The organism is Amycolatopsis sp. 505 (assembly GCF_031625235.1).
Classification (GTDB): Bacteria; Actinomycetota; Actinomycetes; order Mycobacteriales; family Pseudonocardiaceae; genus Amycolatopsis.
Map to the genome: position 1 here is coordinate 728,494 of NZ_JACKQP010000001.1, position 26,486 is coordinate 754,979.

General features: G+C 70.9%; 19 protein-coding genes and 1 pseudogene. 5 read left to right on the plus strand and 15 right to left on the minus strand.

Annotation, left to right across the window (positions count from 1 at the left end):
• Nucleotides 1–23: 23 nt before the first annotated feature.
• Nucleotides 24–1,505: a right-handed parallel beta-helix repeat-containing protein gene (locus H5965_RS03440; protein ID WP_310967842.1), complete on the plus strand. Its 1,482-nt coding sequence runs from the start codon at nt 24–26 to the stop codon at nt 1,503–1,505.
• A 317-nt stretch (nt 1,506–1,822) separates the two neighbouring features.
• Here H5965_RS03440 and H5965_RS03445 read toward each other — a convergent pair whose 3' ends face one another.
• The 14 genes from H5965_RS03445 to ddaH form a co-directional block, all read right to left on the minus strand.
• Nucleotides 1,823–2,470 (minus strand): phosphatase PAP2 family protein, encoded by a 648-nt coding sequence (locus H5965_RS03445; RefSeq protein WP_310967843.1) that lies wholly within the window; start codon nt 2,468–2,470, stop codon nt 1,823–1,825.
• Nucleotides 2,467–3,636: a glycosyltransferase family 4 protein gene (locus H5965_RS03450; protein WP_310967844.1), complete on the minus strand. Its 1,170-nt coding sequence runs from the start codon at nt 3,634–3,636 to the stop codon at nt 2,467–2,469. Before H5965_RS03450 ends, H5965_RS03445 begins: the two co-directional genes overlap by 4 nt.
• Nucleotides 3,633–4,901, minus strand: coding sequence for an O-antigen ligase domain-containing protein (locus H5965_RS03455; protein ID WP_310967845.1), 1,269 nt, complete (start codon nt 4,899–4,901; stop codon nt 3,633–3,635). The genes H5965_RS03450 and H5965_RS03455 overlap by 4 nt, the downstream gene beginning before the upstream one ends.
• 1 nt (nt 4,902) lies before the next feature.
• Nucleotides 4,903–6,429 (minus strand): right-handed parallel beta-helix repeat-containing protein, encoded by a 1,527-nt coding sequence (locus H5965_RS03460; RefSeq protein WP_310967846.1) that lies wholly within the window; start codon nt 6,427–6,429, stop codon nt 4,903–4,905.
• Nucleotides 6,430–6,438: 9 nt separating this feature from the next.
• The gene (locus H5965_RS03465; RefSeq protein WP_310967847.1) at nt 6,439–8,436 is read right to left on the minus strand and encodes an alginate lyase family protein; all 1,998 of its coding nucleotides are present in this window, start codon (nt 8,434–8,436) and stop codon (nt 6,439–6,441) included.
• A gap of 28 nt (nt 8,437–8,464) precedes the next feature.
• Nucleotides 8,465–10,642, minus strand: a complete 2,178-nt coding sequence (locus H5965_RS03470) for a bi-domain-containing oxidoreductase (protein ID WP_310967848.1) — start codon at nt 10,640–10,642, stop codon at nt 8,465–8,467.
• On the minus strand, nt 10,639–12,549 hold the full coding sequence (gene asnB, locus H5965_RS03475; RefSeq protein WP_310967849.1) for an asparagine synthase (glutamine-hydrolyzing): 1,911 nt from the start codon (nt 12,547–12,549) through the stop codon (nt 10,639–10,641). Before asnB ends, H5965_RS03470 begins: the two co-directional genes overlap by 4 nt.
• 40 nt (nt 12,550–12,589) lie before the next feature.
• On the minus strand, nt 12,590–14,413 hold the full coding sequence (locus tag H5965_RS03480; RefSeq protein WP_310967850.1) for a Wzz/FepE/Etk N-terminal domain-containing protein: 1,824 nt from the start codon (nt 14,411–14,413) through the stop codon (nt 12,590–12,592).
• Nucleotides 14,410–15,768 (minus strand): exopolysaccharide biosynthesis protein, encoded by a 1,359-nt coding sequence (locus H5965_RS03485; protein ID WP_310967851.1) that lies wholly within the window; start codon nt 15,766–15,768, stop codon nt 14,410–14,412. The genes H5965_RS03480 and H5965_RS03485 overlap by 4 nt, the downstream gene beginning before the upstream one ends.
• A gap of 110 nt (nt 15,769–15,878) precedes the next feature.
• Complete coding sequence (locus H5965_RS03490) at nt 15,879–17,060, minus strand: glycosyltransferase family 4 protein (RefSeq protein WP_310967852.1); 1,182 nt, start codon at nt 17,058–17,060, stop codon at nt 15,879–15,881.
• Nucleotides 17,050–18,360, minus strand: coding sequence for a nucleotide sugar dehydrogenase (locus H5965_RS03495; protein WP_310967853.1), 1,311 nt, complete (start codon nt 18,358–18,360; stop codon nt 17,050–17,052). The genes H5965_RS03490 and H5965_RS03495 overlap by 11 nt, the downstream gene beginning before the upstream one ends.
• A 197-nt stretch (nt 18,361–18,557) precedes the next feature.
• Nucleotides 18,558–19,253, minus strand: coding sequence for a glycoside hydrolase family 75 protein (locus H5965_RS03500; protein ID WP_310967854.1), 696 nt, complete (start codon nt 19,251–19,253; stop codon nt 18,558–18,560).
• Nucleotides 19,254–19,886: 633 nt separating this feature from the next.
• The gene (locus tag H5965_RS03505; protein WP_310967855.1) at nt 19,887–20,546 is read right to left on the minus strand and encodes a polysaccharide deacetylase family protein; all 660 of its coding nucleotides are present in this window, start codon (nt 20,544–20,546) and stop codon (nt 19,887–19,889) included.
• An 81-nt stretch (nt 20,547–20,627) separates the two neighbouring features.
• Complete coding sequence (gene ddaH, locus H5965_RS03510; RefSeq protein WP_396136855.1) at nt 20,628–21,455, minus strand: dimethylargininase; 828 nt, start codon at nt 21,453–21,455, stop codon at nt 20,628–20,630.
• A gap of 83 nt (nt 21,456–21,538) precedes the next feature.
• On the opposite strand from ddaH, the gene H5965_RS03515 reads away from it, so the two are divergent.
• Nucleotides 21,539–21,985 (plus strand): Lrp/AsnC family transcriptional regulator, encoded by a 447-nt coding sequence (locus H5965_RS03515; protein ID WP_033261465.1) that lies wholly within the window; start codon nt 21,539–21,541, stop codon nt 21,983–21,985.
• Nucleotides 21,986–22,056: 71 nt separating this feature from the next.
• Here H5965_RS03515 and H5965_RS03520 read toward each other — a convergent pair whose 3' ends face one another.
• On the minus strand, nt 22,057–22,425 hold the full coding sequence (locus H5965_RS03520) for a hypothetical protein (RefSeq protein ID WP_310967857.1): 369 nt from the start codon (nt 22,423–22,425) through the stop codon (nt 22,057–22,059).
• Nucleotides 22,426–22,447: 22 nt separating this feature from the next.
• Here H5965_RS03520 and H5965_RS03525 point away from each other — a divergent pair, with 22 nt between their 5' ends.
• From H5965_RS03525 to H5965_RS03535, 3 genes and pseudogenes are all read left to right on the plus strand, one after another.
• A complete protein-coding gene (locus H5965_RS03525) occupies nt 22,448–23,212 on the plus strand; it encodes an enoyl-CoA hydratase (protein WP_310967858.1) in 765 nt (254 codons plus the stop codon).
• 238 nt (nt 23,213–23,450) lie between these two features.
• A pseudogene (locus tag H5965_RS03530) lies at nt 23,451–25,376 on the plus strand (2-oxoacid:acceptor oxidoreductase subunit alpha).
• Nucleotides 25,373–26,437 (plus strand): 2-oxoacid:ferredoxin oxidoreductase subunit beta, encoded by a 1,065-nt coding sequence (locus H5965_RS03535; RefSeq protein ID WP_310967859.1) that lies wholly within the window; start codon nt 25,373–25,375, stop codon nt 26,435–26,437. The pseudogene H5965_RS03530 and the gene H5965_RS03535 overlap by 4 nt, the downstream one beginning before the upstream one ends.
• Nucleotides 26,438–26,486 lie beyond the last annotated feature (49 nt).

Genomic DNA, 26,486 nt, shown 5'->3' on the forward strand with positions numbered 1-26,486 from the left:
CCGTTCGTGCGTAACTTCCTGCCATGGGCAGATCTCGTGCGGTTCTCGTCGCTGCTTGCTCGCTCCTGATCGCCGTGGCGTGCCCGGCGATCGCGGGAGCCGCCGACGGACCGCAGCCAGTGTGCGACCACCAACCCGCCGAGTACGGCCGGCCACCCTCCGGAGCCGTCACCGTCGACCCCGCCGTCGACGGTGACCTCGCGGCCAAGACGGCGGCGCACCCGGCGGGCACGACGTTCTGGCTCCGGCCCGGCACCCACACACTCGGCAAGGACGAGTTCGGCCAGGTCGCCCCCAAGGACGGCGACGTCTACCTCGGGGCGCCGGGCGCGGTCGTGGACGGCCGCGGCGTCAACCGGGCGGCCTTCACCCAGCGGGCCCGCGACGTCCAGCTCCGGGGCCTCACCGTCCGCGGGTTCGCCGCGCTGCAGGACCAGGGCGTGGTCAACCACGACTCCGGCGACGGCTGGCTCATCGAGAACACCACCATCGAGGCCAACGCGGGCGCGGGGCTGATGGCCGGCGCCGGCCAGGTCGTGCGGCACAGCTGCCTGCGCAACAACGGCCAGTACGGGCTCAACGCCTACCAAGCGGGCGACGGCATCACCGGGCTCGTGCTGGAGGGCAACGAGATCACCGGCAACAACACCGGCGACTGGGAGGCCAAGGTGCCGGGCTGCGGCTGCAGCGGCGGCGCCAAGTTCTGGGCCGTGAACGGCGCCGACATCCGCGGCAACTGGGTCCACGGGAACCACGGTGCCGGGCTGTGGGCGGACACGAACAACAACGACTTCCTCGTCGAGGACAACCTGTTCGAGGCCAACGACGCCGAGGCGCTGTTCTACGAGACCAGCTACAACCTGGTGCTGCGCGGCAACACCTTCCGCGGCAACACCCTGGTGCAGGGCCGCGCGTTCGCGGCGCGCGGCGACAACTTCCCGGTGGCGACGGTGTACCTGTCGGAATCGGGCGGCGACCCGCGCGTGCAGGCCCGGACGTCCGCCGTCGACATCAGCGGCAACACGTTCGAGGACAACTGGGCCGGGATCACGTTGTGGGAGAACGCCGACCGCTTCTGCAACAGCCCGGCGAACACGTCCACGGGCTACTGCACCAAGCCGGCGGCAAAGTCTTCGTGCGCCGCGGGCACGATCGAGAAGGCCCCGGCCTACGACGACTGCCGCTGGAAGACGCAGCGGGTGGAGATCCACGGCAACACCTTCAAGTTCGACGCCGGCCGCGTCGGCTGCACGAGCCTCTGCGGGCGGATGGCCCTGCTGTCGAACTACGGGACGTTCCCGGACTGGTCGCCGTACAAGGGAACGGTGATCGAAGAGGCCATCACGTTCCGGCAGGCCAACCGGTGGCACGACAATGTGTACTCCGGGCCGTGGACGTTCGTGGCGCATGACACCTCCAGGACGGTCGACGCTGCGGGCTGGCAGGCAAAGCCCTACTCGCAGGACGAATGCTCTTCGTTCGGCGGTGGGCCCGCCGACTGCTGATCACGAGCTTGCCGACCGGGTCCGACAATTTCCACAACGCTTCGCGCCGCGAGCCGACTTTTCTCTTGCACTACAAAGGAAAAGTCGCGAACGGAGAATTTCGGACGCGTCGGTTCACCCGTTTCAGCGACTGGCGTTCGCACGCCTGTTCGGTACCGTCGGAGACATGACCGCCTCGACCGACCACCGCGTCCACAGTGGACGAATTTCTCAGCCCACCCGTACCAGAACGGTGAACACCACTCGATGTTCCCCGGATCAGCCGTCCCGCGAGCGCGCGTCCTCAGCGCGGATCAACGGAGCAACCGGTCTTGTTCTCAGAGCCGGTCGGCCACACGGTCCAGAACCCAAGCAGTCGCGGGGACCGCGGCCAGCGCGGCACAAAATCCCCCGAGGGCGTCCGTGGGGTAGTGCGCGCCCAACGCGACCTCGGCCCACCCCATCACCAGCCCGGCCACCAACGCCAGGCCCAGCGCAAGCGCGAGCCCGGCCGCGCGCCCCAGCCCCAGTCGCTCGGTGAGCAACAGCGCTACGACGAGCGCGAGCGCGGTCGCCAAGGCCGTGTGCCCGCTCGGGTACGACAGGAACTCGCCGTGGATGGTGCGGCCGACCACCGGCTTCAGCACCGTCGTCACCGCCACCGTGACCACGACACCCACCACCGTCAGCACGGCCGTCCGGACCCGGCGGACCAGCCAGCACACCACCGAAAGGAGACCGATCAGGATCACCGACCCCACCGGCTCGCCCCCGAAGTCGACGGCCAGGGCGACGTACCGCCACGGCGGCTGGACCGGGTAGAGCGAAGGCAGGATGGCTGCGTCGATGCCGGTCAGGCCGGAGTCGTGGAAGTGCAGGATGCCGAGCGCGACGAGCACCGCCGTCGCCAGGGCAGCCGTCATCGCCAGCGGGGTGCGCAGCACGGCCGGCAGGGCCGCGGGCGCCGTCCGGACCAGCTGCCTCACGCCTCGATCGCCGCCTCGTACCCGGCGATCAAGCGGTCGAGCCCGACCGCGGGTGTGAAGTCCTTCTCGTACCGGACGCGGGCCGCGTCGCCCATGTCTGCGTTGCGGTCGCCGGCGACAGCGCGCAGGCGGTCCGCGAGGGAGGCTGCGTCGTCCGGGACGTGCAGGAGTCCGGTCACGCCGTCGTCGACCAGCTCGGGGAATGCCCCGTGCGCGGCGGCGACCGTCGGCACGCCGGCGGCCATCGCCTCGACCACGACCAGGCCGAAGGCCTCCAGCCACGTCGAGGGCGCGACCACCGCGACCGCGTCGGCGGTCAGGGCACGGCATTCCGCCTTGTTCCGGAGCCCGACGTAGGAGACGTCAGGGCGGCCGGCCGCCCAGGCCGCGACCTCGTCCTGCATCGGGCCGGTGCCCGCGATGATCAGCGGGACGCCGAGGGCGCCGTCGAGGCGCTCCCAGGCCCGCATCAGCAGGCCTACCCCCTTTTCCTCGGTGACGCGGCCGAGGAAAAGCACGTGCTTACCGGCGCCGGTGCGGCGGACGCCGGGGTCGGTGACGAAGTTGTGCTTCACCGCCATCCGCTCGCCGGGCATGCCGGCCGACACCAGGAGGTCACGTTGCGCCGCCGAAATGCAGAAGAACCGGGAAATGCCCGTCCACCACCGGCGCCGGTTCGCGACCATGCTCGCCGCCATCGGGAGCGTGGCCGCGGTCGAACCGCGGTAACAGCCGTGCTTGACCGCCGGCAGGGGTGAGCCGCCGACGCACTCGGTGCAGATGCGGCCGTCGCGGTGGAGCGTGCCGGGTGGGCAGACCATCGTGTAGTTGTGCAGCGTCGCGACCGCGGGCACCCCCGCGTCCGCGCACGCGGCGACCACCGACGGCGACAGCAGCGGGAACGTGTTGTGGATGTGCACGACGTCCGGGCTCGAGGTCCGCAGCCGGGCGGCGAGCTCCTTCCGCACGGCCGGGTTCCACGGCACCATCAGCGGCACCGCGGCCTTGCGGGGCAACGGCATCGCCGCGATGTCGTCGCTGCGGCGTTCGAACAGCGACACCTGGTGCCCGCCCTCGGCGAGCAGCGTCACCTCGGCGTCGACGACGTTGTTCTCGCCGCTCGGCTGCTCGGAGCGGTACCGGTTGTGCACCACGAGCACCTTCACGCGCCTGCACCTCGCACGTCTGCCCCCTTCGCCGGGATGAATGCTTGTTCGTCGGACTGCGGCACCCCGCGGACCAGCAGTGACGCGGCGACCGCCAAGTGCAGCAGGTACGGCGACGCGTCGCCGAGTCCCGCTTCGGTGTAGGAGGCCGAAATGCAATAGGTGATCAGGAAGATCGCGCACGCGCGAGCCAGTGACGGTGGCCGCAGCACGGCCACCACGACCAAGGTGAGGAGGAAGCCCGCCACCAGGGCGATCCCGACGAAACCCTGCTCGTGGTAGATCGCGAGCCAGCTGTTGTCGATCGGGAGGCCGTCGTAGGACTTGTCGGTCAGGCCGACCCCGAAGATGTACTCGGCCGTCGTCCGCGGGGCCTCCAGCAGCGCGTCCCACACCTTCGCGCGGCCGGTCAGGCTGGAGAAGTTGTCCGCGCTCTGTCCACGGAGGAACCACGTCTGCAGCGCGCCCGCGAGCACCACGCCGGCCACCCCGCCGACGCCGACCGTCCACGCGAACACCTTCCTCGCGCGGGCACTGGTCAGCACCATCGACAGGAAGGCCACCGCCAGACCGGCGACGAGACCGAGCGTCGCCGTGCGGGTGTGGGTGAGCAGCAGCAATCCCAGCACCGGCACCACGATCATCAGCGCGCTGCGCCAAGTTGTGCGGCGCCCGAACCAGAGGAGGAGCGTGAGCCCGGAAATGACCGCCGCGTACTGGCCGATCTGCGGCGGGGTCAGCGGCCAGACCGCGCCCGAAAGCCGGCCGCCGTACTCCTCCGGCATCGCGTTGCCGGGCGAGATCACCAGGCCGATCGCCACCGACGCGAGCACGACCGCGTACGTGCGGATGTGGTACCGGACGAAGCTGAACCCGCCGTCCCACCAGCGGGTCAGCAACCAAAGCGTGGAGACGAACACGGTGAGCCGGAAGCACCGGAACAGCGCGCCGAAGCCTTCCTGCAGGTCGGCGCTGGAGAGGATGCTGGCGCCCAGGAGGGCCGTCAGCAGCGTCAAGTACGCGCTCGGGCGGATCCGCAGGTGCTTGTTCAGGGCCAGTGCGATCACGAAGGCCGTCATCAGCGAGCCCATGGTGACCAGCTGGCTGACCGACCGCGGCAGCGGAAGGACCGTCTTCGCGCCGGTCGAGCCGAGCGTGTTGAGGATCAGCAGCGCCCACGCCAGGCCCGCCCACTTCGGCGTCGAGGACGCGGGCTCGGGCGCGGCGTCGCCGCGGAGGCCGGACAGTCCGGGGTGCGCGGTCATGTCAGCCTCCGCCCTGCGCGGTGAAGGTGCTCCCGCTGTCCTGCGAGTACGGCGCACCCTCCCACTCGCCGATTTCCAGGACACGGTCGGCCGAGTAGGCGATGAACGTCCACGGACCGGCGTAGCTGTTGTCGTGCCAGCGGTTGTCCTGCTTGAACGTGATCGCTTCCTGGACGTCGTCGCCGCGGTACGGCGACCAGTCCGGGTAGCTGCCGAAGTTCGACAGCAGGCCCATCCGGCCGCACGAGGCCTGGCAGCCCACGACCGCCTGGTCGAGGACGAACTTGTTGTCGTGGATGTCGACGTGCTGGGTCTTCCAGCGGCAGTCGGCCAGCAGCGCACCGCTGGTGATCGCCGGGGCCGCGCACTGCTTGACCGCCGGCACCAGCTTGGTGCAGTCACCCGAGGAGGTGTTGGCCGGGCTGTTGCAGAACCGGTCGGCGTTCTCCCACAGCGTGATCCCGGACCAGTTGTTCTCCAGGTAGTTGCGGGAGATCTCGATCTTCGCGGTGCGCGCCTTGATCCGCGGCTCGCCGCCGGACTCGGAGATGTAGATCGCCGACGTCGGGAAGTTGTCGCTCTTGTCGGCGTACCGGCGGCCGTCGGCCCAGTTGTTCTTGCGGATCGTGTTGTCCCGGATGACGGCGTTGTAGCTGATCTCGTAGATCAGCGCGGCGCTGTCGTTGTTCTCGATGAGGTTGCCCTCGATGAGGAAGTCGTTGTTGTTCGTGTCGGCCCACAGCCCGGTGCCGTGGTTGTCGTGCACCCAGTTGCCGCGCACGTCGGCGCCGTTCACGTCCCAGAACTTGACCCCGCCACTGCAGCCGCAGCCTTCGATCTTCGCTTCCCAGTCGCCGGTGTTGTTGCCGGCGATCTCGTTGCCCTCGACGACCAGCGCGGTGAGCGGCGTGCCGCCGGAGTAGGCGTTCATGCCGTACTGGCCGTTGCGGCGCAGGCAGTTGCCGCGCACCTGCTGGCGCGCGCCCGCCATGAGGCCGGCGCCGTCGTTGTCCTGGATGGTCGAGTGCTCGATCACCCAGCCGTCGCCGGAGTCGTGGTTGACGACGCCTTCGTCGTGCGGAGCGACGAAGCCCTGCACGGTCAGGTAGTTGATCTTGACGTTGGTGGCGTGCCCGGTGAAGGCGTACTGGTTGATCCTCCGGCCGTCGAGCACCGCGCCGGGGGCGCCGAGGTAGACGTCCCCGTCCTTGGGCGACACCTGGTCGTACTTGTCGTCGCCGAGGATGTGCTTGCCGGGCTTGAGCCAGAACGTCGTTCCGGAGCCGGCCGAGCGGGTCTTCGCCGCCAGGTCCCCCGGCACGGCGGGGTCGACGACGACGGCCCCGGCCGGCGCGGCCGCGGGGCCGGCCGGCTGCTTGTCGCACACCGCGGCGACCGACCCGCTGGGAGCCGCGGTGGCCTGGGCCGGGCCGCCGTCGGTGTCCGGCCCGCCCGAGCACGCCGCGACCGTGAGCAGGACACCGAGCAGCGGAGCGGCACGGCGGAGTCGGAAGCGGCGGGCTGTCACGGGCGGGTCCTAACTGAAGCGGAGCAGGGTGGTGAGGTGTCCGGGCGACCCGGAGCCGACGAGGGTGGTGGCGGGTTCCTTGCGTCCGAACCCCGCGGAGTACCACCCCAGCGGCGGCTCAGCATCACCCCGGTGCACGGTCCACGCAAGTTCGGACGGCAACTCCATCACGGCGGTGCGCACGGCACCGCCGAGCGAACCGGAGACCCGCCCGACGAGCGGATCGGCGGCGGCATCGGACGCCCTCGCTTCCTCCGCCGTCCAGCGGAGGCGGGCGGTGGTGCCGTCGAGCATGACCGTCACCGACGGCCCGAAGTGGAACGCCAGCCGCGCGGGTCCGGGGGCGCCATCGCCCAGCACCTCGTCGTCGATCTTGAGCACGTCACCGGCCAGCTCGACCGTGCGGCGGTGGAGTGCCGGGGCGTAGCCGTCGTGGGCGGCCGACCAGCGGGAGGGCCCGTCGTCCGGGGTCTGGACGTCCAGGACCTTCGTCACCGCGTGGCGGGTCCACAGGAACGGCCCGCCCGACACCGACTGGTCGCGGCCGGCCAGCTCGAGCGTGTTGTGGCCGAGCGTCGACCGGAAGTACGACCGCCACTGCGGCTCGCCGTGGTAGCAGAACGTGCCCGGGTCGGCGAGCACGTCGACACCGTCGTGGCGGACCTCCAGCGAAAGCGCGTCGGCGTGGGCGTGCGCCGCGATCGACAGGAACCCGTGGGGGCCTCCGTCGCAGCGGACCCACACCGGGCCCGAGCGCAGGATCGTCATCCCCGCGTCCCGCAGGTGCGCCGGACGCTTGCCCGGGCGGACACCCGAAGCGCGCGGAGTCCGCGAGGCGAGAGACGCGAACAGCGCCGTGCGGACGTCGTCGCCGGGGACCGCCGGCCACCAGTCGAGACGGCCGAACAACGCCTCCCCCGAAGCCAGCAGCGACGCCCAGCGGTCGGTCGCCGTGCCGTCGACGATCAGGCCGAAGCCGTCGTCGGCGTCGCCCTGGCGGGGCGGGCGCAGCCTGTTGTCCACAATAGACGCCAAGGCGTCGGTCATCCAGAGCAGGACGTCCCAGGTCGAATCCGGCACCGGGGTGCCGGCGGCGTCGGCCTCGACCGCCGCCGCCAGGCCGAGTTCCAGCACCAGGCCGTGGTACTCGGAGGCCAGTTCCGCGTTGAGCCCGGACGCGAAGGTGTTGCGCCCCAGTTGGACGTCCAGCGAGCGCATCGCCGCGGTTCGCCAGCTCGCCGACTCCGGGAACCAGCCGAACGCGCAGGCGGCGGCCAGCAGCCCGGCGTCCTCGGCGATGACGTGGTTGTTCGCCGACGAACCGTGGCTGCGCAGGGTCGCGAGCCAGTTCTGGTGGTGCCACAGCTGGAGCTGGAAGTCCGGGTTCTGCTCGAACAGCTCCGTCGCGCCCGGCCAGCCGTCGAGCAGCCGGCGCGTCCAGACCCACGACAGCAGCCGGATGCCCAGCTCGATGCCGCTCACCCAGTGCGGCCCCCGCAACGGCGGATTGGCGGCCCACCACGAACGCAGGTGCTCCGCCGCGCGCTCGGCGTAGGCGGAGGACCCGGTCAGAGCGTACGCCGTGGCCAGCACGGTGAGGTGCTGGTGCCGCGACGGTTCCCAGATCTGCTTGATGTCGCCGACCGTGTCTTCCGACCGGTACGGCACGTCGAACGCGTACACGTCCGAGGGCGCGCGACGCCCGGTCTTGGGGTCGAGGAACCAGTCGGGCGCCGCGAAATCCGTCCGTTCGACGCCGAAGTACTCCGCGCGGCCCGCCATCAGCTCGTCGGCGGTGGCCACCAGCCGCGCGACGGCTTCGCCGGACACCTTGCCGAGCACCCCGGCGGGCAGCGTCGCGGTGAAACGCGGGTGCGGCGGCCAGTCCGGCGGAGTGGGCAGCGCGGACCGCCACTGCCGCTGAACGACGGCATGCCGCGCACGGCCGACCACCTCCGCCGGCCCCATCCGCGAGAGCCGGCGCAGGTACCAGCCGGGACCCATCATTTCGGGCCCCCCGGCTCCAGCCCGCTCGTCATGCCGGGGCGCCCGTCTTCTGCGGCAACTCGATCCGCACCGGCGCCGCGTTCGCCGCGCTCGTCTGGGCGGCCAACGTCGCCAGGGTCGTTGCCGCCAGGGAAGCGATCGAGATCGGCATCGGCGCGCCCGTCCGGACCGCCGTCAGGAACGCCTCGACCTCTGCGGCCTGGCCCTTGTCGCGGCCCTTCGGGATGCGGGAACTGGCCCACTTCTTGCGCGAGTACACCGACGCTCGCACGAAGTCGTCGAACTTCAGGACCTTGCCGTCCGCGACCAGGTCCAGGGTCTCCTTCGGGAAGCCCGATGAGCCCGTCTCGGCGTACGTGATCACCGCCGTCGACCCGTCCGCGTAGCCGAGGGTCACCTGGAGGTCTCCCGTCGCGTACACCGAGACCGGGTCGGCGTCGAGGAGCCAGCTCACCGTGTCGATGAAGTGGCCGCCCTCGCCGGCGAAGCGGGACCCTTCCGAATCCGTCTGGTTGTACCAGCTGCCGTGGTCGAGTCGGCCCGCGTTCACCAGGTAACGGACGCTCGCCGGGCCGACGCGCGGGCCGAACTGGTCGCGGGCCTCGTGCAGCAGCGGGGCGAACCGGCGGTTGAAGCCCACCTGGAGGCGGTCGTTGCCGGACTCCTCGATCGCGTCGAGGACCTTCTGCAACTCTTCGGAAGACAGCGCCAGCGGCTTCTCGACGAACACCGTCTTGCCCGCCAGCAGCGCCTGGCGGGTCAGCTCCGCGTGCGAGCTGTGCCGGGTCACGACGAACACCGCGTCGATCGACGAGTCGCCGAGGACGTCGTCGATGTTCGTCGACGCCGCCGCGAAGCCGAACTTGCGGCGGGCGTTGGCGCCCGACAGCGCGGACGTCGTCGCGACGTGCTTGAGCTGCACGTCCGGGCGCTCGACCAGGTGCGGCAGCAGCATCGACGACGCGTAGTTGCCCGCCCCGATGAAGCCCAGGCGCACCGGCTGACCGGCCGGCAGGGCGGCCGCCGGAGCCGCTGCCACGCCGACGCGCGCCGACGTCACGACCGGCTCCGTCCGGGCGACCCCGTCCGGATAGCGGAACAGCACCGCCACCGCCTTCAGCGCGCCCTCGTTCAGCGACTGGTACGTCGAGACGGCGTCGGAGAAGTCCGCGACGTGCGTGATCAGCGGCTCGACGTCCAGGCGGTCGCGCGCGATCAGGTCGAGGACGCACTCGAGGTTGCGACGCTCGGTCCAGCGGACCTGGCCGATCGGGTAGTCCCGCCCCTCCAGCTCGTACGACGGGTCGTAGCGGCCCGGTCCGTACGACCGCGAGAACCGGACGTCGAGTTCCTTTTCGTAGTAGGCGTTCCACGGCAGGTCGAGCTTGCACTTGCCGATGTCGATCACGCGGCCGCGGTCGCGCGACAGCTTCGCGGCCAGCTCCACCGGGTCGTTCGTGTTGCCGCCCGCCGCGAGGTACGTCTGGTCGACGCCCGCGCCGTGCGTCAGCTCGTCCACCGCCGTGTCCACGATGCCGGACGCCGGGTGCGCGCAGGTCAGCGCGCCGAGGCTCTCGGCGAGCTTGCAGCGCTCCGGGTCCGGGTCCACGCCGACCACGCGCACGCCGGACGACGCCAGCAGCTGCACCACGAGCTGGCCGATCAGGCCGAGGCCGATGACCAGGGCGACGTCACCGATCTGCGGCTCGCCGCGGCGGACGCCCTGCATGGCGATCGACCCGACGGTGCCGAACGCCGCGTGCCGCGGGTCGACGCCGGCGGGCACCGGCGAGTAGAGGTTCTTGGGCACCCAGTTCAGCTCGGCGTGCAGGGCGTGCTCGTTGCCCGCGCAGGCCACCAGGTCGCCGACCTTCACGTCGGTGATGCCGTCGCCGACCTGCTCGACGACACCGCACAGCGAGTAGCCGAGCGGGGTGTAGGAGTCCAGTTTGGACGTCACCTTGCGGTAGGTCGCCGAGAGGCCGTTGGTGGCCACGCTCTGCATGACCTTCGCGACCTGGTCGGGGCGGGCCTTCGCCTTGCCCACCAAGGACATGCTGGCCTCGGACACCTTCATCATCTCGGTGCCGGTCGAGATCAGCGAGTACACCGTCCGCACCAGCACGCCGCCCGGCTTGCAGGCCGGCTCGGGCACGTCGAGGAGCGCCAGTTCCCCGCTCTTGTAGTTCTGGACTACCTGCTTCACTTCGCTCCCGCTCCAGACATCGCGTTCCGGTACCAATACTCGAGGGTCAAGACGTGCCAGAGGTGCTTGCCGCGGTCTTCCTGACCGGCGGCGTCCTCGGCCACCATGCGCTGCAACGCCTCGCGCTGCAGGAAGCCCGACGAAACGAGGACGCCTTCGTTGACGACTTCGCGCACCAGCGGCGCCAGGTCGCGGCTCATCCAGGCCCGCAGCGGCGCGCTGAACAGGCCCTTCGGCCGGTGCACGATCTCGCCGGGCAGGATGTTCTCGGCGGCCTTCTTCAGCGCCATCTTCCCGGCGCGGCCGACGATCTTCCGGTTCCCCGGGATCTTGAACGCCGCCCGCACGACCTCGACGTCGACGAACGGGGTCCGCACCTCGGTGGACGCCGCCATCGTCGAACGGTCGGTGTAGGTCAGGTTCAGCCCGGGCAGGAACATCCGCGAGTCGGCCAGGCACATCCGGTTGACGAAGTCGTCCAAAGCCTGGTCGTTGTACGTGTCCGCGTGCTCGGTCAGGACGTCGTCGACAGAAGCCGCGAGGTCCGGGTTGACCAGCCCGAGCAGCTCGGCGCGGTCGTACATCGTGTAGCTGCGCCGGAACGCCGTTTCCTCGGGCAGGCCCGCGAAGGACAGGAACCGCTTGGCGAACCGCACCGACCGGTAGCCGCGCTTGGCCGACGCCACCGGCAACCGGTCCACAAGGGACTCGACCGGGCGCCGGACCGCGCTCGGCACCTTGTGGTAGCGCAGCGCGATCAGGTTCGCGAGGTGCTTGCGGTAGCCGGCGAACAGCTCGTCGGCGCCCATCCCGGACAGCATCACCTTGACGCCGGCTTCGCGCGCGGCCGAGCAGATCAGGAACGAGTTGATCGCCGCCGGGTCGCCGATCGGCTCGTCGAGGTGATAGGTCATCTTCGGCAGCAGGTCGAGCACCTGCGGCGCGATCTCGATCTCGTGCAGGTCGACGCCGAACTGCTCCGCCACGATCCGGGCGTACTTCAGGTCGTCGGGCATGGCCTCGAACTTGGCGTCCTCGGCCCGGAACCCGATGGTGTAGGCCGATATCCCGGGCTGCGACCGCGCGGCCAGCGCCGTCAGGTAGCTGGAGTCCAGCCCGCCCGACAGGAAGGTCGCCACCGGGACGTCCGAGAGCAGGTGCTTGGCCGTCGACTCGGCGATCACCTCGTGCAGGTCGACTTCGCCGTCGAAGGCCGCGCCCTCCTCGGCGACCTCCCGCAGTGACCAGAACCGGCCGCGGTCGACCTGGCCGTCGGGGCGGCAGCGCAGCCACGTGCCCGGCTGCAGCTTTTCCGCGCCCTGGTACGCGCACCGGCTGTCCGGCACCCAGTAGTACAGCAGCGACGCGATCAGGGCCGCGTTGTCGACCTGCAGCGACCCGCCGAGCTCACCCGCGAGCGCTTTGAGCTCCGAGGCGAAGGCGACCCCGCCGTTGCGCTGGACGAAGAACAGCGGCTTGATGCCGAGCTGGTCGCGGACCAGGAACAGCTCGCCGGTGCCCTCCTCGAACAGCGCGAAGGCGAACATGCCGCGCAGCTTCGGCAGGCAGTCGGTGCCCCAGCGCCGCCACGCCTGCAGCAGCACCTCGGTGTCCGACGTCCCGCGGAAGCGCACGCCGGCCGCGGCCAGCTCGGCCCGCAGCTCGGGCGCGTTGTACAGCTCGCCGTTGTAGCTCAGCGCGAGCCCGTCGAGGACCATCGGCTGCGCGCCGGTCTCGGACAGGTCGATGATCGAGAGCCGCCGGTGTCCCAAGTGGACTTGGCCGGGACCGGCCCGGTGCTCGTAGCGGCCGGAGCCGTCCGGGCCGCGGTGGGCCAGCGTCTTGGTCAGCCGGTCGGTGAGCGGCCCGCCGTCCGGCCAGAGGTAGGTGCCTGCGATGCCGCACATCGGGTGCGTTCCCCTTCGGTCGCGGCGCGGGTCGGGAGACTCACGCACTCTTTTCGGGGGTCTGGGTGGCGGAGCCCCCGGCCTGGGGCGAGGCCCCGGTTGTCACAGTGTTCTTTTCGGGTTCGAGATCGCCCTTGTGGCTCGGTTCGCCGTGATCGCGCTTGAACGGCGTCGGCCGCTTCGGGGGCTTGACCGGGGCGAACTTCTTCGTCGGCGCGTTCAGGTGGTCCGGGACGCTCACCCCGCCCGGCGGCGGCAGCGGCGACGCCGGTGGCCGCGAGGGGGTGTGCGGCGGCTGGAGCACCGGCCGGACCGGGGTGAACCGGCGCGTCGGCTGCTCAGTGGCGACGCGCTCGGCGACGCGGGCGACCAGCTCGTCGAGGCGGTCCTCGTGCTCGGCCGAAGCCGTGGCCGAAGCCGCGGCGGGCGCCGCTGCCGGGCGGCCGCGGCCGCGCAGGGCCGTGTGCAGGCCGTCCCACAGCGTGCCGTCGGACTTGTCGCGCGGGTCCGGGTCGACCAGCACGACGCCGAGGATCGGGATCTCCTGGTCGGCCAGCTGCCGCGCCACCGTGTGCAGCCATAGCGTGTTCGCGTGCCCGGCCTTCACGACCAGCACGGTCTCCTTGCCGAGGTGCTCCAGATCGGTCCACGCCGTGCCCGGCGACACCGTGCCGACGCCGACGCGGCGCTCCTCCGGCTGCCCGGGCGGGTCGCCGGCCCCGAGCACCGAGATGTCGCTCTTGGTCTCCTGCGCGAGCTTGCGGACGTCCTCGCGCGGGAGGTCGTCGACGACACTCGCGGCACCGTCCTCGGCGAGCTCGGCGGCGACGTCCAGGCTGAGCGCGGCCGCGACCTTCGGCGCGCCGAGCTCCAGCAGCGACACCGCGCGCGGGTCCTTCTTGATGAGCCTGGCCAGCGTGGTCGCGACGCGCCGGCGTTCGGAAACCGCGCGCGAGCGCCGCCACAGCCGGGCCGGCCCGCGCAGCTTCGACGGCAGCTGCGCGATCACGGACGCACCCAGGTGCGTCGAAATTTCGCGGCGCAGCACCGGCTTGTCCCGCGAGACGGCACCGATGGCGACCAGCGCGAGCCCGAGGGCCAGGCCGAGCGCGAACCCGATGCCGGCGTTGGTCGCGGTGGTCTTGAGGAACGCCTTGGGCAGCGCGCGGGCCGCGTCGACGACCTGGGTGCCCGCGGCGACCTGCGGGCTGCCGATGCCGGCCTGCTGGGCGCGCGAGGTGAAGTCCGAGATCTGCGCGGTCAGCGCGGCGCGGCGGCTGTAGAGGTTCTCGAGAGTGGGCTGGCTGGCCTGGCGGCCCTTGCCCTCCTCCTCGACGATCTGCTGCTCGACCTTGCCCAGCTCGTCCTGGGCGTTCTTCCGCTGGTCGAGGATGGCCTGCGACTGGGCGGCCGCGGCCGCCTGGCTGCGCTTGACGTGGTCGGCGATGAACGTCTCGGCCAGCGCCTGGGCCTTCGCGACGGCCTCTTCGTTGCTCTTGGCCTTGACGGTGATCTGCAGGATGTTGTTCGTCAGGCCCAGACCCGCGTAGTTCTTCATGAAGTCTTCGGGCGAGTCGGTGCTGCCGACCTTCTTCAGCGCGCCCGTGGCGATCGGGGCCGTCTGCAGCACGGCGACGTCGGTGCGCATCAGCGTGCCGCTGTCGGTCGGCGAGTCGTCCTGGTGGACCACGATCACCTTGGCGACCGCGGTCGGCGGCGCGGGCAGCACGACCGCGAGCGCCGCCCCGGCGATGAGCCCGAGCAGCGCCGTGGCCAGCCAGATCCGCTTGCGGCGGCGGATCGCGATGAACAGCCGCTGGAGGTCGACCAACGGCGCGGCGGGGGTTTCGGGAGGAGTCGTCACGCCGAACCTGCCAGGGCTTTCTCGGGGGCTTCCGCCGCGGGTCCGGGTTTCTCCGGCGCGCTCGGCCGGACGGGGTGGGTGAGGACGGCCCCGACGATCTCCTGGCCCCCGTCGGCGCAGGCCTCGGCGAGCCGGACGAGCTGCCACGCGGTGCGCGTGCCGGCGCCGAGCACGACCAGGACCCCGGAACTCGCCGTGGCGTCCGGCACGGTGGGCCGGTCGGGCGAGAACTCGAAGACCCGCAGCGGCAGGGACTGCCGGTCGGCCAGCTCGGCGAGCTGGGCGGCGGCCAGGCGGCCGGTCTCGTCGTCGTCGGCCACCAGCAGCAGGATGTCGGCGGGGCCGGTGGCCAGCCGGGCCAGCACCCGGCGGTAGCGGATGTCGCGGTTGACCTCGTCGGCCGAGGTCGCGACCGGGGGCAGCACCCACGGCCGGTCCCCGCCGAGCAGGTGCCGCACCTTGCCGAGGAAGCCGGTGGCCGGAGCGCGGTCGCCCTCCGGGGTGGTGACGTCGACGCCGGCCAGGATCGGCGCGCCGAGCGCGGACGCGATCTGCGGCTCGCCCCGCAGCCGCCGGTCGGTGCGGGCGGTGAACAGGTGGCCGAACACCCCGAAGAGGAAGAACAGCACCGCGCCCCCGGCGACGAGCTGCGTCATCGTGGGGGCCGCCGGCGACGTCGGGCGCTGGGACGGCCCGAGCACCACGGTGTTGCCGACGCCGGTGGCCAGGTCGGCCTGGTTGAGATCGTTGATCGCCTGCTCCAGCGACGTCTTCAGGCCCTCGAGCTGCGTGCGGACCTGCACGCTCTCCACGGTCAGGTCGCCGCCGACGTTCTTGGCGAGGTCGCTGATCCGCTCGGTCGTCAGCTTCACCTGCTGGCGCAGCGACTCGCGTTGCTCCTGGGCGAGCTGCACCGAGGCGTCGGCGGAGTTGGTCGCCAGCTGCGTGGAGAACTTGACGTACTGCTGGGCGACCTGGTCGGCGAGCTGCTGGGCGTGCTCGGCGGTGTCGGCGGAGACGGTGATCGTCACGACGTTGCTCTGCGCCACCGACGTGCTGACCTGGTCCTTCAGGTCGGCGCCGCTGGGGTGCCACGGCAGCATGGCCGCCGTGCGGTCGAGCACGACCGAAGCCTTCGCGATGTCGGCCTGGGTCAGCAGCTCGTCCGCTTGGCGCGGGCCCTGGAGCAGCACGCCGGAGGTGGTCTTGTAGCCGGGCGAGAAGAGGATCGACGCTCCCGCGCCGACCAGCGCGCCCAAGACGGCGAGGACGGCCAGCAGCCGCCATCGCCGTCGCAGGACCTGCCCGACCAGGGCCAGGCGCACCGTGTCGTCAGTCAACGGCGGGGTCTCCATTCCTGAGCCGGGTACGCCGAACGGATTCAGTTGATCGGCCGGTTACCCGAACCGTCGTAAGACCGGGAGCATTGGTTACACGTGCGGGTGACTTCTTGACCGAATGGCGATCAGGACTTCACAGCGTGCTCATACGCGGCAAGCAGAGCCTTCGCGGAGTTCTCCCAGGAGAGCGGACCCGCCACCCTGGCCTGGCCGAGCTTACCCATCCGGGCCCGCTCCTCGGGGTCGTCGAGCAGCTGGGCGACGAGCTTCGCGAAGGCCGACTCGTCGTTCGCCGGGGCGTAGACGGCCGCGTCGCCGGCGGACACCCGGGCTTCCCGCAGCTCGAACGAGACGATCGGCTTGCTCATCGCCATGTACTCCATGACCTTGTTCATCGTGGAGACGTCGTTGAGCGGGTTCAGCGGGTCCGGCGACAGGCAGACGTCGGCGGTGGACAGGTAGCGGACCAGGTCCTCGTCCGAGATCCGGCCGGTGAACTCGACCTGGTTGGCCAGCCCGAGCTTCGCCGACAGCGCGACCATGTCGTCGAACGCGTCGCCGGAGCCGACGAACACGGCGTGCCAGTCGGTGCGGCCGACCTCGTCACGCAGCTTCGCGAGCGCGCGCAGGGCGTAGTCGACGCCGTCCTGCGGGCCCATCACGCCGAGGTAGGCGAGCAGGTGCGGCTTGCCCTTCTTCAGCTCGGGCTCGGCCGGCACCTCGTGGAACCGCTCGACGACCGGGGCGCTGCGCACCACGAAGACGTCCTCGGGCTTCTTGCCGCCGCGGATCCGGGCGACCTGCTTGTAGCTCTCGTTCGTCGAGATGACGACGTCGGCGGCGCGGTAGGTGGCGCGTTCGAGCGCGCAGACCCCGCGGTAGAGCAGGTCCTGCCCGCGGTCGAACCGCGACAGGTACAGCTCGGGGCACAGGTCGTGCTGGTCGAAGACGAACCTCGCGCCCTGCCGCTTCAGCACCTTCGCGACCAGGTAGAGCAGGTCCGGCGGATTGCAGGCGTGCACGACGTCGACCGGCCCGACCTTGCGGGCCAGCCGCAGCGTGTGCCACAGCGCGGTGCCGTACTCCTGCAGGTAGCCGGCGGGGCCGCCGGTCGCCGCCTTGAGCGGGTAGCGGTGGATGTGGACGCCGTCGACGACGGCTTCGGCCTCGGTGTCGCGTTTCGTGCCCTGCGGGCAGATCACGTGGACTTCCCACCCGGCGTCGCGCAGGGTCGTGGACTCCTGCCAGACCCGCCGGTCGAAGGGGACGGAGAGGTTTTCGACGAGGATGAGCGCTTTACCAGGCAAGGCCGGCGTATCCCTCTTCAAGGCGACGCTCGGCGGCGTCGGGCAGGCGGACGAGGTCGACGATCTCCCGGCCGTGCGGCAGGGCCGCCAGCACGTCGGGGTCCTTGGTGCCCACGAGCAGGACGTCGGCGTGGTTCACGACTTCGTCGACGGTCCCGGCGAGCAGCTGGCCGAGGTGCGGCAGCCGGCTCTCGATGTACTCGCGGTTGGCCCCCATCAGCCGGGAGAGGCTGACGTTGGCGTCGTAGATCTTCAGGTCGTAGCCCTTGCCGAGCAGCTTCTCGGCCAGCTCGACCAGCGGCGACTCGCGCAGGTCGTCGGTGCCCGGCTTGAACGACAGGCCGAACAGCCCGACCTTGCGCTTGCCGGTGCGCGCGACCAGGTCGAAGGCCCGCTGCAGGTGTTCGTCGTTCGACGCGAGCACGTGCGACAGGATCGGCACGCTGACGTCGGCCCGGTGCGCGGCGTAGACGAGCCCGCGCAGGTCCTTCGGCAGGCACGAGCCGCCGAAGGCGAACCCGGGCTTGAGGTAGGCGGGGCTGATGTTGAGCTTGGTGTCGGCGAGGAAGACGTCGATCACCTGGTGCGAGTCGAGGCCCAGCGCCCGGCAGATCGCGCCGAGCTCGTTCGCGAACCCGATCTTCAGGCCGTGGAAGGAGTTGTCGGCGTACTTCGTCATTTCCGCGACCGGGATCGGCACCCGGAAAACCGGGCCGGGCAGGCCCTCGTACAACGCCGCGACGGCGTCGCCGCTGGCTTCGTCGATCTCGCCGATGACCGTCTTCGGCGGGTCGAAGAAGTCGCGGACGCTGGTGCCTTCGCGCAGGAACTCCGGGTTCACGGCGACGCCGAAATCGACCCCGGCGGTGCGGCCCGAGGCCTTCTCCAGGATCGGGACCAGCAGGTCGAGGCAGGTGCCCGGCAGCATGGTGCTGCGGAAGACGACGGTGTGCCGCGTGTTCTTCCGGGCGAGGGCTTCCCCGATTTCCTCGGCGACGCGCTCGAGGTAGACGGTGGAGAGGCTGCCGTTCGACGCCGACGGCGTCCCGACGCAGACCAGCGAGATCTCGCTGTCGGCGACGGCTTCCGCGACGTCGGTGGTGGCTCTCAGCGCACCGCTCGCGACCACCTCGGCGGTCAGCTCGCCGATCCGCTCCTCGACCACCGGGGCGTTGCCCTGGGTGATCAGGTCGATCTTCACCGGGTTGACGTCCACGCCGACCACCCGGTGTCCCTGCCCCGCCAGGCACGCGGCGGAGACACAGCCGACGTAACCGAGCCCGAAGACACTGATCTTCACGCCAAAACCTCCGCTATTCCGCGCGACCCTCAAGTTGGTCGGCGGGCGCCCCTGGATCGTTACCGCGGACGCGGCGAACGGGGGACGGCGTGAGTTGGCGGTGAGACGCAAGGGATCCGGGTGAGAATTGCGTCTCGATCCGGCGGCGAACGGTGGACTACGCCCACGGTTCGCCGCCGGATCGTGAATTGGTCGCGTCAGTTGTTGTTCACGAACGTGGTGGCGAGGCTTTGTCCCTTGCTCACCGCGTTGCTGTGGTTCTCGATCGGCGAGACGGTCGAGTTCTTGAAGCAGATGTAGGTGACGCCGGAGTCGGTGCCGCCGTTGGACGGGTCGGGGTTGATGCCGAGGTCCTTCGCCGTGGCGTAGGAGGCTTCGCCGATGATCTGCGACGGGCCGGTGTCGCCGATGACGGTGTACTCGACCTTGCCGTTGTAGATCACCGCGCAGGAGCCGCCGCCCTTGAGGCCGGAGGAAGAGTACTTCCAGATGCTGCTGGAGCTCGGCACGACGATGTAGGGCAGCTTCGCGGCGTTGAGCGGCTTGCCGTCGGACTGGTGGAACGCGGTGTCGTCCTGGAAGCAGCAGTCGGTGTCCTCGTTGCACTGCGAGGTGCGCTGCCCGTCGCAGTCGATGTCCATGTCGGCTTTCCAGAAGACGGCCCCGTTGGCATCGCAGACGGCGACGGTTTTGCTCGAGACGTCTTCGTCGGTCTTGTACTTGCCGTTCGAAATCTGCTTGCAGCTGTTGGTCTTGGCGAGCAGCTGCGCGGCGGTGGGGGCGGCGGCCACGGTGGCCGGTGCCGCGGCCGGGGCGGGCGACGCGGACGCGACGGCCGACGGCACCACGGCCGACGCCAGCGCGAGCGTCGCGAGCAGGATCAGTTTCCGCATTCCTGGTGCTCCCTTTAGTTAGGAAACTTTCCTTACGGCGGCGGGGCACCAGGATGCACCGCGGAGGCGGGCGCGTTCAAGGCCTTCGGGGGCGGGAATTTCCCATCAGGTGGCGGGAGTTGACGAAAAGCCTGCTCACCGGTTCGGCCCGGCGGCGACCGGTTCGGCGGGTGTCCCGTTCGCCGGGACGCGGCGGGCCGGCCGGGATCCGGCGAAGTTCGCCTAACGGACAGGGCGGTTGGGCCTCGCCGGTTGGCGCGGCCCGGCTGCCGCTCGCGCGGCCAACGCGGTAGCGGGTAGCTCGCTACCCAACGCGTGAGCCGGTCTGCGCCCACGCGGGCGGCGCGGCAACAGGGCAGACCACCACCCGGCGCAAGCGGCCGGCGCCCGCACGCAACCCACCTGGTGTGCCCCGCGCCCACCGGGCGACGCGGCACAGGCAGCCCGTCCCAGACCGCGGGCGGCCCGCTGCCACCGGGCGACACGGCAACCAGCGACCGGCCCCCAGCCCACGAGCGGCCCGCGCCCACCGGGCGACGCGGCACAAACAGCCCCCCAGCCCGCGAGCGGCCCGCGCCCACCCGCGCCACCCGGCAACAAGCGACCGGCTCCCAGCGCGCGAGCGGCCCGCGCCTACCGGGCAGTGCGGCGGAACAGGCGGTTCGCCCAGCGGGTCGCGTGTCGGCGGGAGCCGGCGAGGACGCCGTCGAGCCAATCTCCGTCGAGGTCGTGCGGGAGCTCCGTGCGGGGCTGGAGCCAGCCGTCGGGGTGGACCGCGCCGCCGTCGCTCGAATACACGCGGGTCGCGCCCGCCTGGCGGAGCCGCGCGAGCACGCGCCGGTCGTAGGCGCCGAACGGCAGCGAGTACCGCCGGACCGGCCGGCCGCACAGGTCGCCGAGCAGCTTCGGCGCGTCCTTCAGCTCGCGGTCGGCGTGGCGGTCGTCGAGGCGCCGCCAGTCGCGCGGTTCCCAGCCGTGCGAGCCGATCTCCATGCCGGCGTGCACGAGCTCGCGCAGGCCGTCGCGGTCGAGGTAGCCGCGCTGCCCGAGCCGGCCGGCGAGCGGGAAGAACTCCGCCGTCAGCCCGCGTTCGGCCAGCCGCGGCAGCACGATCTCGACGTCGGAGTCGTTGCCGTCGTCGAAGGTGAGCCGGACGTCTTCGCGGTCCGCGGCGGCGTCGAGGACGCGCTCGAACTGCTCGACGGTCAGCCAGCGCTCGTCTTCACCGGGGTCGAGCTGGCGCGCCGGCCGGCCCACCCCGTGCACGGCGAGGATCACCGTCACCACTCCCACCGCCTGCCACCGCGAGTAGTCGATTTGTTACTTCGATTAATCGCACTGGCAAACGGGTGAGTTACACATTTTTGCCGTTATTTAGCCTTTGCGGATTTCCAGCGTGCAGCACTTCGGGCCGCCGCCGGCTTTCCGCAGCTCAGAGATGTCGACGTAGACAGGCTCGTACCCCCGCGCGGCGAGAAGTTCACCCAATCGGGTGGCCTCGACGGGCAGGACGACGTTGCGGCCGTCGGACACGCCGTTGAGGCCGAAACACTCGGCGTCTTCCCTGGTCGCGAGGACCGCGTCCGGGAACAGCCGCTCCAGCACCCGGCGCGAGCCGGCCGAGAAGGCGTCCGGGTAGTAGACGATCTGCGCGCGGGTCGTGTCGGTCGCTTCGGCGAGCACGAACAGGGCGGTGTCGAGGTGGTAGTAGCGCGGGTCGACCAGCTGCAGCGAGACGACCGGGACGCCGAGGACTTCCTGGGCCTCGGCGTGCGCGGCCGGGTCGGTGCGGAAGCCGGTGCCGGCGAGCAGCAGGGAGCCGGTCCAGGCGAAGTCGCCTTCGGCCTCGTTGATCTTCTCCGGCATGGTGATGTCGCGGTAGCCGTGCTCGACGAACCAGCGGCGGAAGTGCTCGGCTTCCGCGGCGCGCTGCGGGGCGCGGAACCGCGAGCCGAGCACGCGGCCGTCGACGACGGTGCCGGAGTTGGCGGCGAAGACCATGTCGGGCAGGCCGGGCTGGGGCTCGATCTCCTCGACGGTGTGGCCGAGGCGGCGATAGGTGTCGCGCAGCTCGGTCCACTGCGCGACGGCGACGTCCGCGCTGACCGGCTGGGTCGGGTCCATCCAGGGGTTGATCACGTAGTCCACCGCGAAGTGACGCGGGGGACACATCAGGTATCGACGGGTGGTCGGTACGCGCATCGCCTGCATGGTTGCAGGGTAAGGCGCGCCTAAACTCGCAATCAATCGCTGTTCGCTGCGCGCATCTGTGCTAGATGTTGCGTGTGAACACCATCGACCAGCGAATCGTTTCGTGCCTCGTGGCGAACGCGCGATCAAGCTACGCGGAGATCGGCAAGGTGGTCGGCCTGTCGGCGCCGGCGGTGAAGAGGCGGGTGGACCGGCTCCTCGAAACGGGCATCCTGCGCGGCTTCACGGCGGTGGTCGACCCGGAGGCGCTGGGCTGGGGAACGGAGGCGTTCGTCGAGGTCACGTGCCAGGGCAACATCACGCCGGCCCGCATCCGCGCCCGCTTGGAGCCGTTGCCGGAGGTGGTGGCGGCGTACACGGTGTCGGGCGCGGCGGACGCGATCGTCCACCTGAGGGCGGCGGACATCCACCACCTGGAGACGGCGCTCGAGCGGCTGCGGGGGCTGGAGATCGTGGACCGGACGGTGTCGACGGTGGTGCTCTCGCGGCTGCTGGAGCGGCCGCCCACTCCGGAGCAGTGAGGCCTCCGGCCCCCGGTTCAGACCGGAAGGGTGACTTATCCCGGCCGCGACCCGGGCAGGGCCGAAAGCGCTCAGCCGCCCAGCGCGCGCAGCACCGGTGGTGCCTCGTCCGGGTGCAGGCGCAGCTCCGTCCGGCCGCCCGGTGACTGGAACGTCACCGCCTGGCGGTCCACCGCCTGCATCGTCAGCTCGCCCAGCTCGAACGGCACCGGCTCCGCGCCCGGCGTCCGCCACGTCGCCGTCCCCTCGCCCACCGCGATCCAGCCCCGCCGTTCGCGGCCGTCGGTCACCTCTTCGGACCGCAGCACACACGGGTACTCCACCCGCTCGCCGCGCGCGGAGGCCGCGGCGCGGGAGCGGCGGCGCCGTCCGCCGAACAGCTCCGACATGTCGATCATCGTCAGCAGGTTGCCGACCAGCACCACCAGCAGTTCCGCCACACACCACCAATACCCTGATCCGATGACCGACAGCATCGTCAGCGAGCACGCCGGCGGCGTCGCCCTCCTCACCGTCGACGCTCCCGGGAGCCGGAACGCGCTGACGCTCGACCTCTCCGGGCAGCTCGCCGACGCCGTGGCCGCCGCCGAACGGGATGAGGCCGTGCACGCCGTCGTCGTCACCGGTACTCCGCCCGCCTTCTGCGCCGGCGCCGATCTGTCCGCCTTGGCCGAAGCCGACGAAACCGGCCTGCGGGCCATCTACGCGGGCTTCCTCGCCGTCGCGCAGTGCACCCTGCCGACCATTGCCGCCGTCGGGGGTGCCGCCGTCGGGGCCGGGCTGAACCTCGCGCTCGCCGCCGATGTCCGGCTGGCCGGGCCGCGGGCGAAGTTCGTCGCCCGGTTCCTCGAACTCGGGCTGCACCCCGGGGGCGGGATGACCTGGATGACGCAGCGGATCGCCGGCCCCCAGCAGGCCGCCGCCATGACCCTGTTCGGGCAGCCGCTCGACGCCGAAGCCGCCGTGCGGGCCGGGCTGGCTCTGCGCGTCGTCGACGGGGGCCATGACGAACTGCTGACCGCCGCGCGTGAGCTCGCTCACCCCGCCGTCACCGCGCCGCGCGAAGCGCTGCTCGCCACCAAGCGCAGCCTGCGCGCCACCGCGGGCCTGGCCGAGCACAGCGCCGCCGTCGACGTCGAGATCCGGCCGCAGCTCGCCTCCCTGGCGTCACCGGAGTTCGCCGAGCGGCTTTCCCTGATGCGGGAACGGATCCGGTCCCGGCCGTGACGCGGGAGACGCGCATCACAACACGTCGCGGCGACTACCCGTTACCATGAGTTACAGGTATCTGGCGGACCTGCGAAGGGGACATTGAAGAGCACCGAAGAGGTCGTCCAACACCCGGGACACTACCAACATCGGTGTTGAGGGCGAGCTAACCTCGGGAGTAGACCTGGTGAACGCAGCCGCGGCACCGGCAGGCGAACGGAAGCCGTACCGTCGGGAGAGAGGGAATCCCTGACCCATGAGCACGAGTGCGAACGGCAACGGCGCTGGTCACGGCTCGCTCGCCGCAACCAGGCCGACCGAGGTCAGCAAGCTGGACCGGGTGGTCATCCGGTTCGCGGGCGACTCCGGTGACGGCATGCAGCTGACCGGCGACCGCTTCACCTCCGAAGCCGCCGCGTTCGGCAACGACCTGTCGACGATGCCGAACTTCCCCGCCGAGATCCGCGCGCCACAGGGCACCATCCCCGGCGTCTCCAGCTTCCAGGTGCACTTCGCCGACTACGACATCCTCACCCCCGGCGACCGGCCGGACGTGCTGGTGGCGATGAACCCGGCCGCGCTCAAGGCGAACCTCGGCGACGTCCCGCACGGCGGCACGATCATCCTCAACACCGACGAGTTCATCAAGCGCAACCTGACCAAGGTCGGCTACGCGACGGACCCGCTGGACGACGACACGCTCACGCCCTACCAGGTGCACCGGGTCGCCATGTCGACCCTGACCCAGGGCGCGCTCGCCGAAACCGGCCTCGGCAAGAAGGACGCCGAGCGCTGCAAGAACATGTTCGCGCTCGGCCTGCTGTCGTGGATGTACCACCGGCCGACCGAGGGCACCGAGCGGTTCCTGCGCGAGAAGTTCGCGAAGAAGCCGGACATCGCCGAGGCGAACATCCTCGCCTTCCGCGCGGGCTGGAACTACGGCGAGACCACCGAGTCGTTCGCGACGACGTTCCAGGTCGCCCCGGCGAAGCTGACCCAGGGCACCTACCGGCAGATCACCGGCAACACCGCGCTCGCCTACGGGATCGTGGCCGCCGGGCAGCGCTCGGGCCTGCAGATCCTGCTCGGCACGTACCCGATCACGCCGGCCTCGGACATCCTCCACGAGCTGTCCAAGCACAAGAACTTCGGCATCATCACCTTCCAGGCCGAGGACGAGATCGCCGGCATCGGCGCCGCGCTCGGCGCGTCCTACGGCGGCGCGCTCGGCGTCACCTCGACGTCCGGGCCCGGTGTCGCGCTGTAGTCCGAAGCCGTCGGCCTCGGCGTGATGGTGGAGCTGCCGCTGGTCGTCATCGACGTCCAGCGCGGCGGCCCGTCCACCGGCCTGCCGACCAAGACCGAGCAGGCCGACCTGCTGCAGGCGATGTACGGCCGCAACGGGGAGTCGCCGGTCCCGATCATCGCCCCGCTATCGCCGGCGGACTGCTTCGACGCGGCGGTCGAGGCGACCCGGATCGCGCTGAAGTACCGCACGCCGGTGCTGCTGCTCTCGGACGGCGCGATCGCGAACGGCTCCGAGCCGTGGCTGATCCCGGACGTCGACGAGCTGCCCGACCTGCGGGTCGAGTTCGCCAGCGAACCCAACGCGGACAACGACTCCGGCGAGTTCTGGCCGTACGTCCGCGACCCCGAGACCCTCGCCCGCGCCTGGGCGGTCCCGGGCACCCCGGGGCTGCAGCACCGCATCGGCGGGCTGGAGAAGGCCGACAAGACCGGCCACATCTCCTACGACCCCGACAACCACGACAAGATGGTCCGGCTGCGGCAGGCGAAGGTGGACGGCATCGACGTCCCCGACCTCGTCGTCGACGACCCCAGCGGCGGCAAAGCCCGCGTGCTCGCGCTCGGCTGGGGCAGCTCGTTCGGCCCGATCGGCGCGGCCTGCCGGCGCGTGCGCAAGCTCGGCCTGCCGATCGCGCAGGCGCACCTGCGTCACCTCAACCCGCTGCCCGCCAACCTCGGCGACATCCTGCGCAGCTACGACAAGGTCGTGGTGCCGGAGATGAACCTGGGCCAGCTCGCGCTGCTGCTGCGGGCGAAGTACCTGGTCGACGTCCACTCGCACACCAAGGTCGCCGGGCTGCCGTTCAAGGCCGAAGAGCTGCAGAACCTGTTCTCGGAGATCATCACCGGCGTTACTACGGAGGCGGCGAAATGACCGCAATCGACATCGGGCTTCCCACCATCGGTGGCCTGGACCTCGTGCCCACCACCGACGAGCCGCAGAAGGCCAAGGACTACAAGTCCGACCAGGAAGTCCGCTGGTGCCCGGGCTGCGGCGACTACGTCGTCCTCAACGCCGTCCAGTCGTTCCTGCCGACGCTGGGCCTCAAGCGCGAGAACATCGTCTTCATCTCGGGCATCGGGTGCTCGTCGCGGTTCCCGTACTACCTCAACACCTACGGCATGCACTCGATCCACGGCCGCGCGCCGTCGATCGCGACCGGCCTGGCGACCACCCGCCCGGACCTGTCGGTGTGGGTCGTCACCGGTGACGGCGACGCGCTGTCCATCGGCGGCAACCACCTGATCCACGCGTTGCGGCGCAACGTGAACATCAAGATCCTGCTGTTCAACAACCGGATCTACGGGCTGACCAAGGGCCAGTACTCCCCGACGTCCGGGCAGGGCATGGTCACGAAGTCGACGCCGATGGGTTCGGTGGACACGCCGTTCAACCCGCTCTCGCTGGCGATCGGCGCGGAGGCGTCGTTCGTGGGCCGCGCGCTGGACTCCGACCGCAAGGGCCTGACCGAGGTCCTCCAGGCGGCGGCGCAGCACCGCGGCTCGGCGCTGGTCGAGATCTACCAGAACTGCCCGATCTTCAACGACGGTGCGTTCGACGTCCTCAAGGACGCCGACGAGGCCGCCACCCGCCTGATCCCGCTGCGCGCCGGCGAGCCGATCCGGTTCGGCCCGAACCAGGAGTTCGGCGTCAAGCGCGGCGACTGGGGCGGCCTGGATGTCGCCAAGGTCGCGGACATCGGCGAGGACAACCTCGTCGTGCACGACCCATCGATCGCGGACACGTCGTACGCGTTCGCGCTGTCGCGCCTGGGCGACCAGAACCTCAACCACGTCCCGACGGGCATCCTCCGCCAGGTCGAGCGCCCGACGTACGACGACGGCGCCCGTGCCCAGGTCGAGGAGGCCCGCGCGGCCCGCAAGCCGGACCTGCAGGGGCTGCTGCGCGGCAAGGACACCTGGACGGTCGCGTAACCACTGCTTCCCGGAGGCCGCCATGCCCGGTGCATGGCGGCCTTCGGCG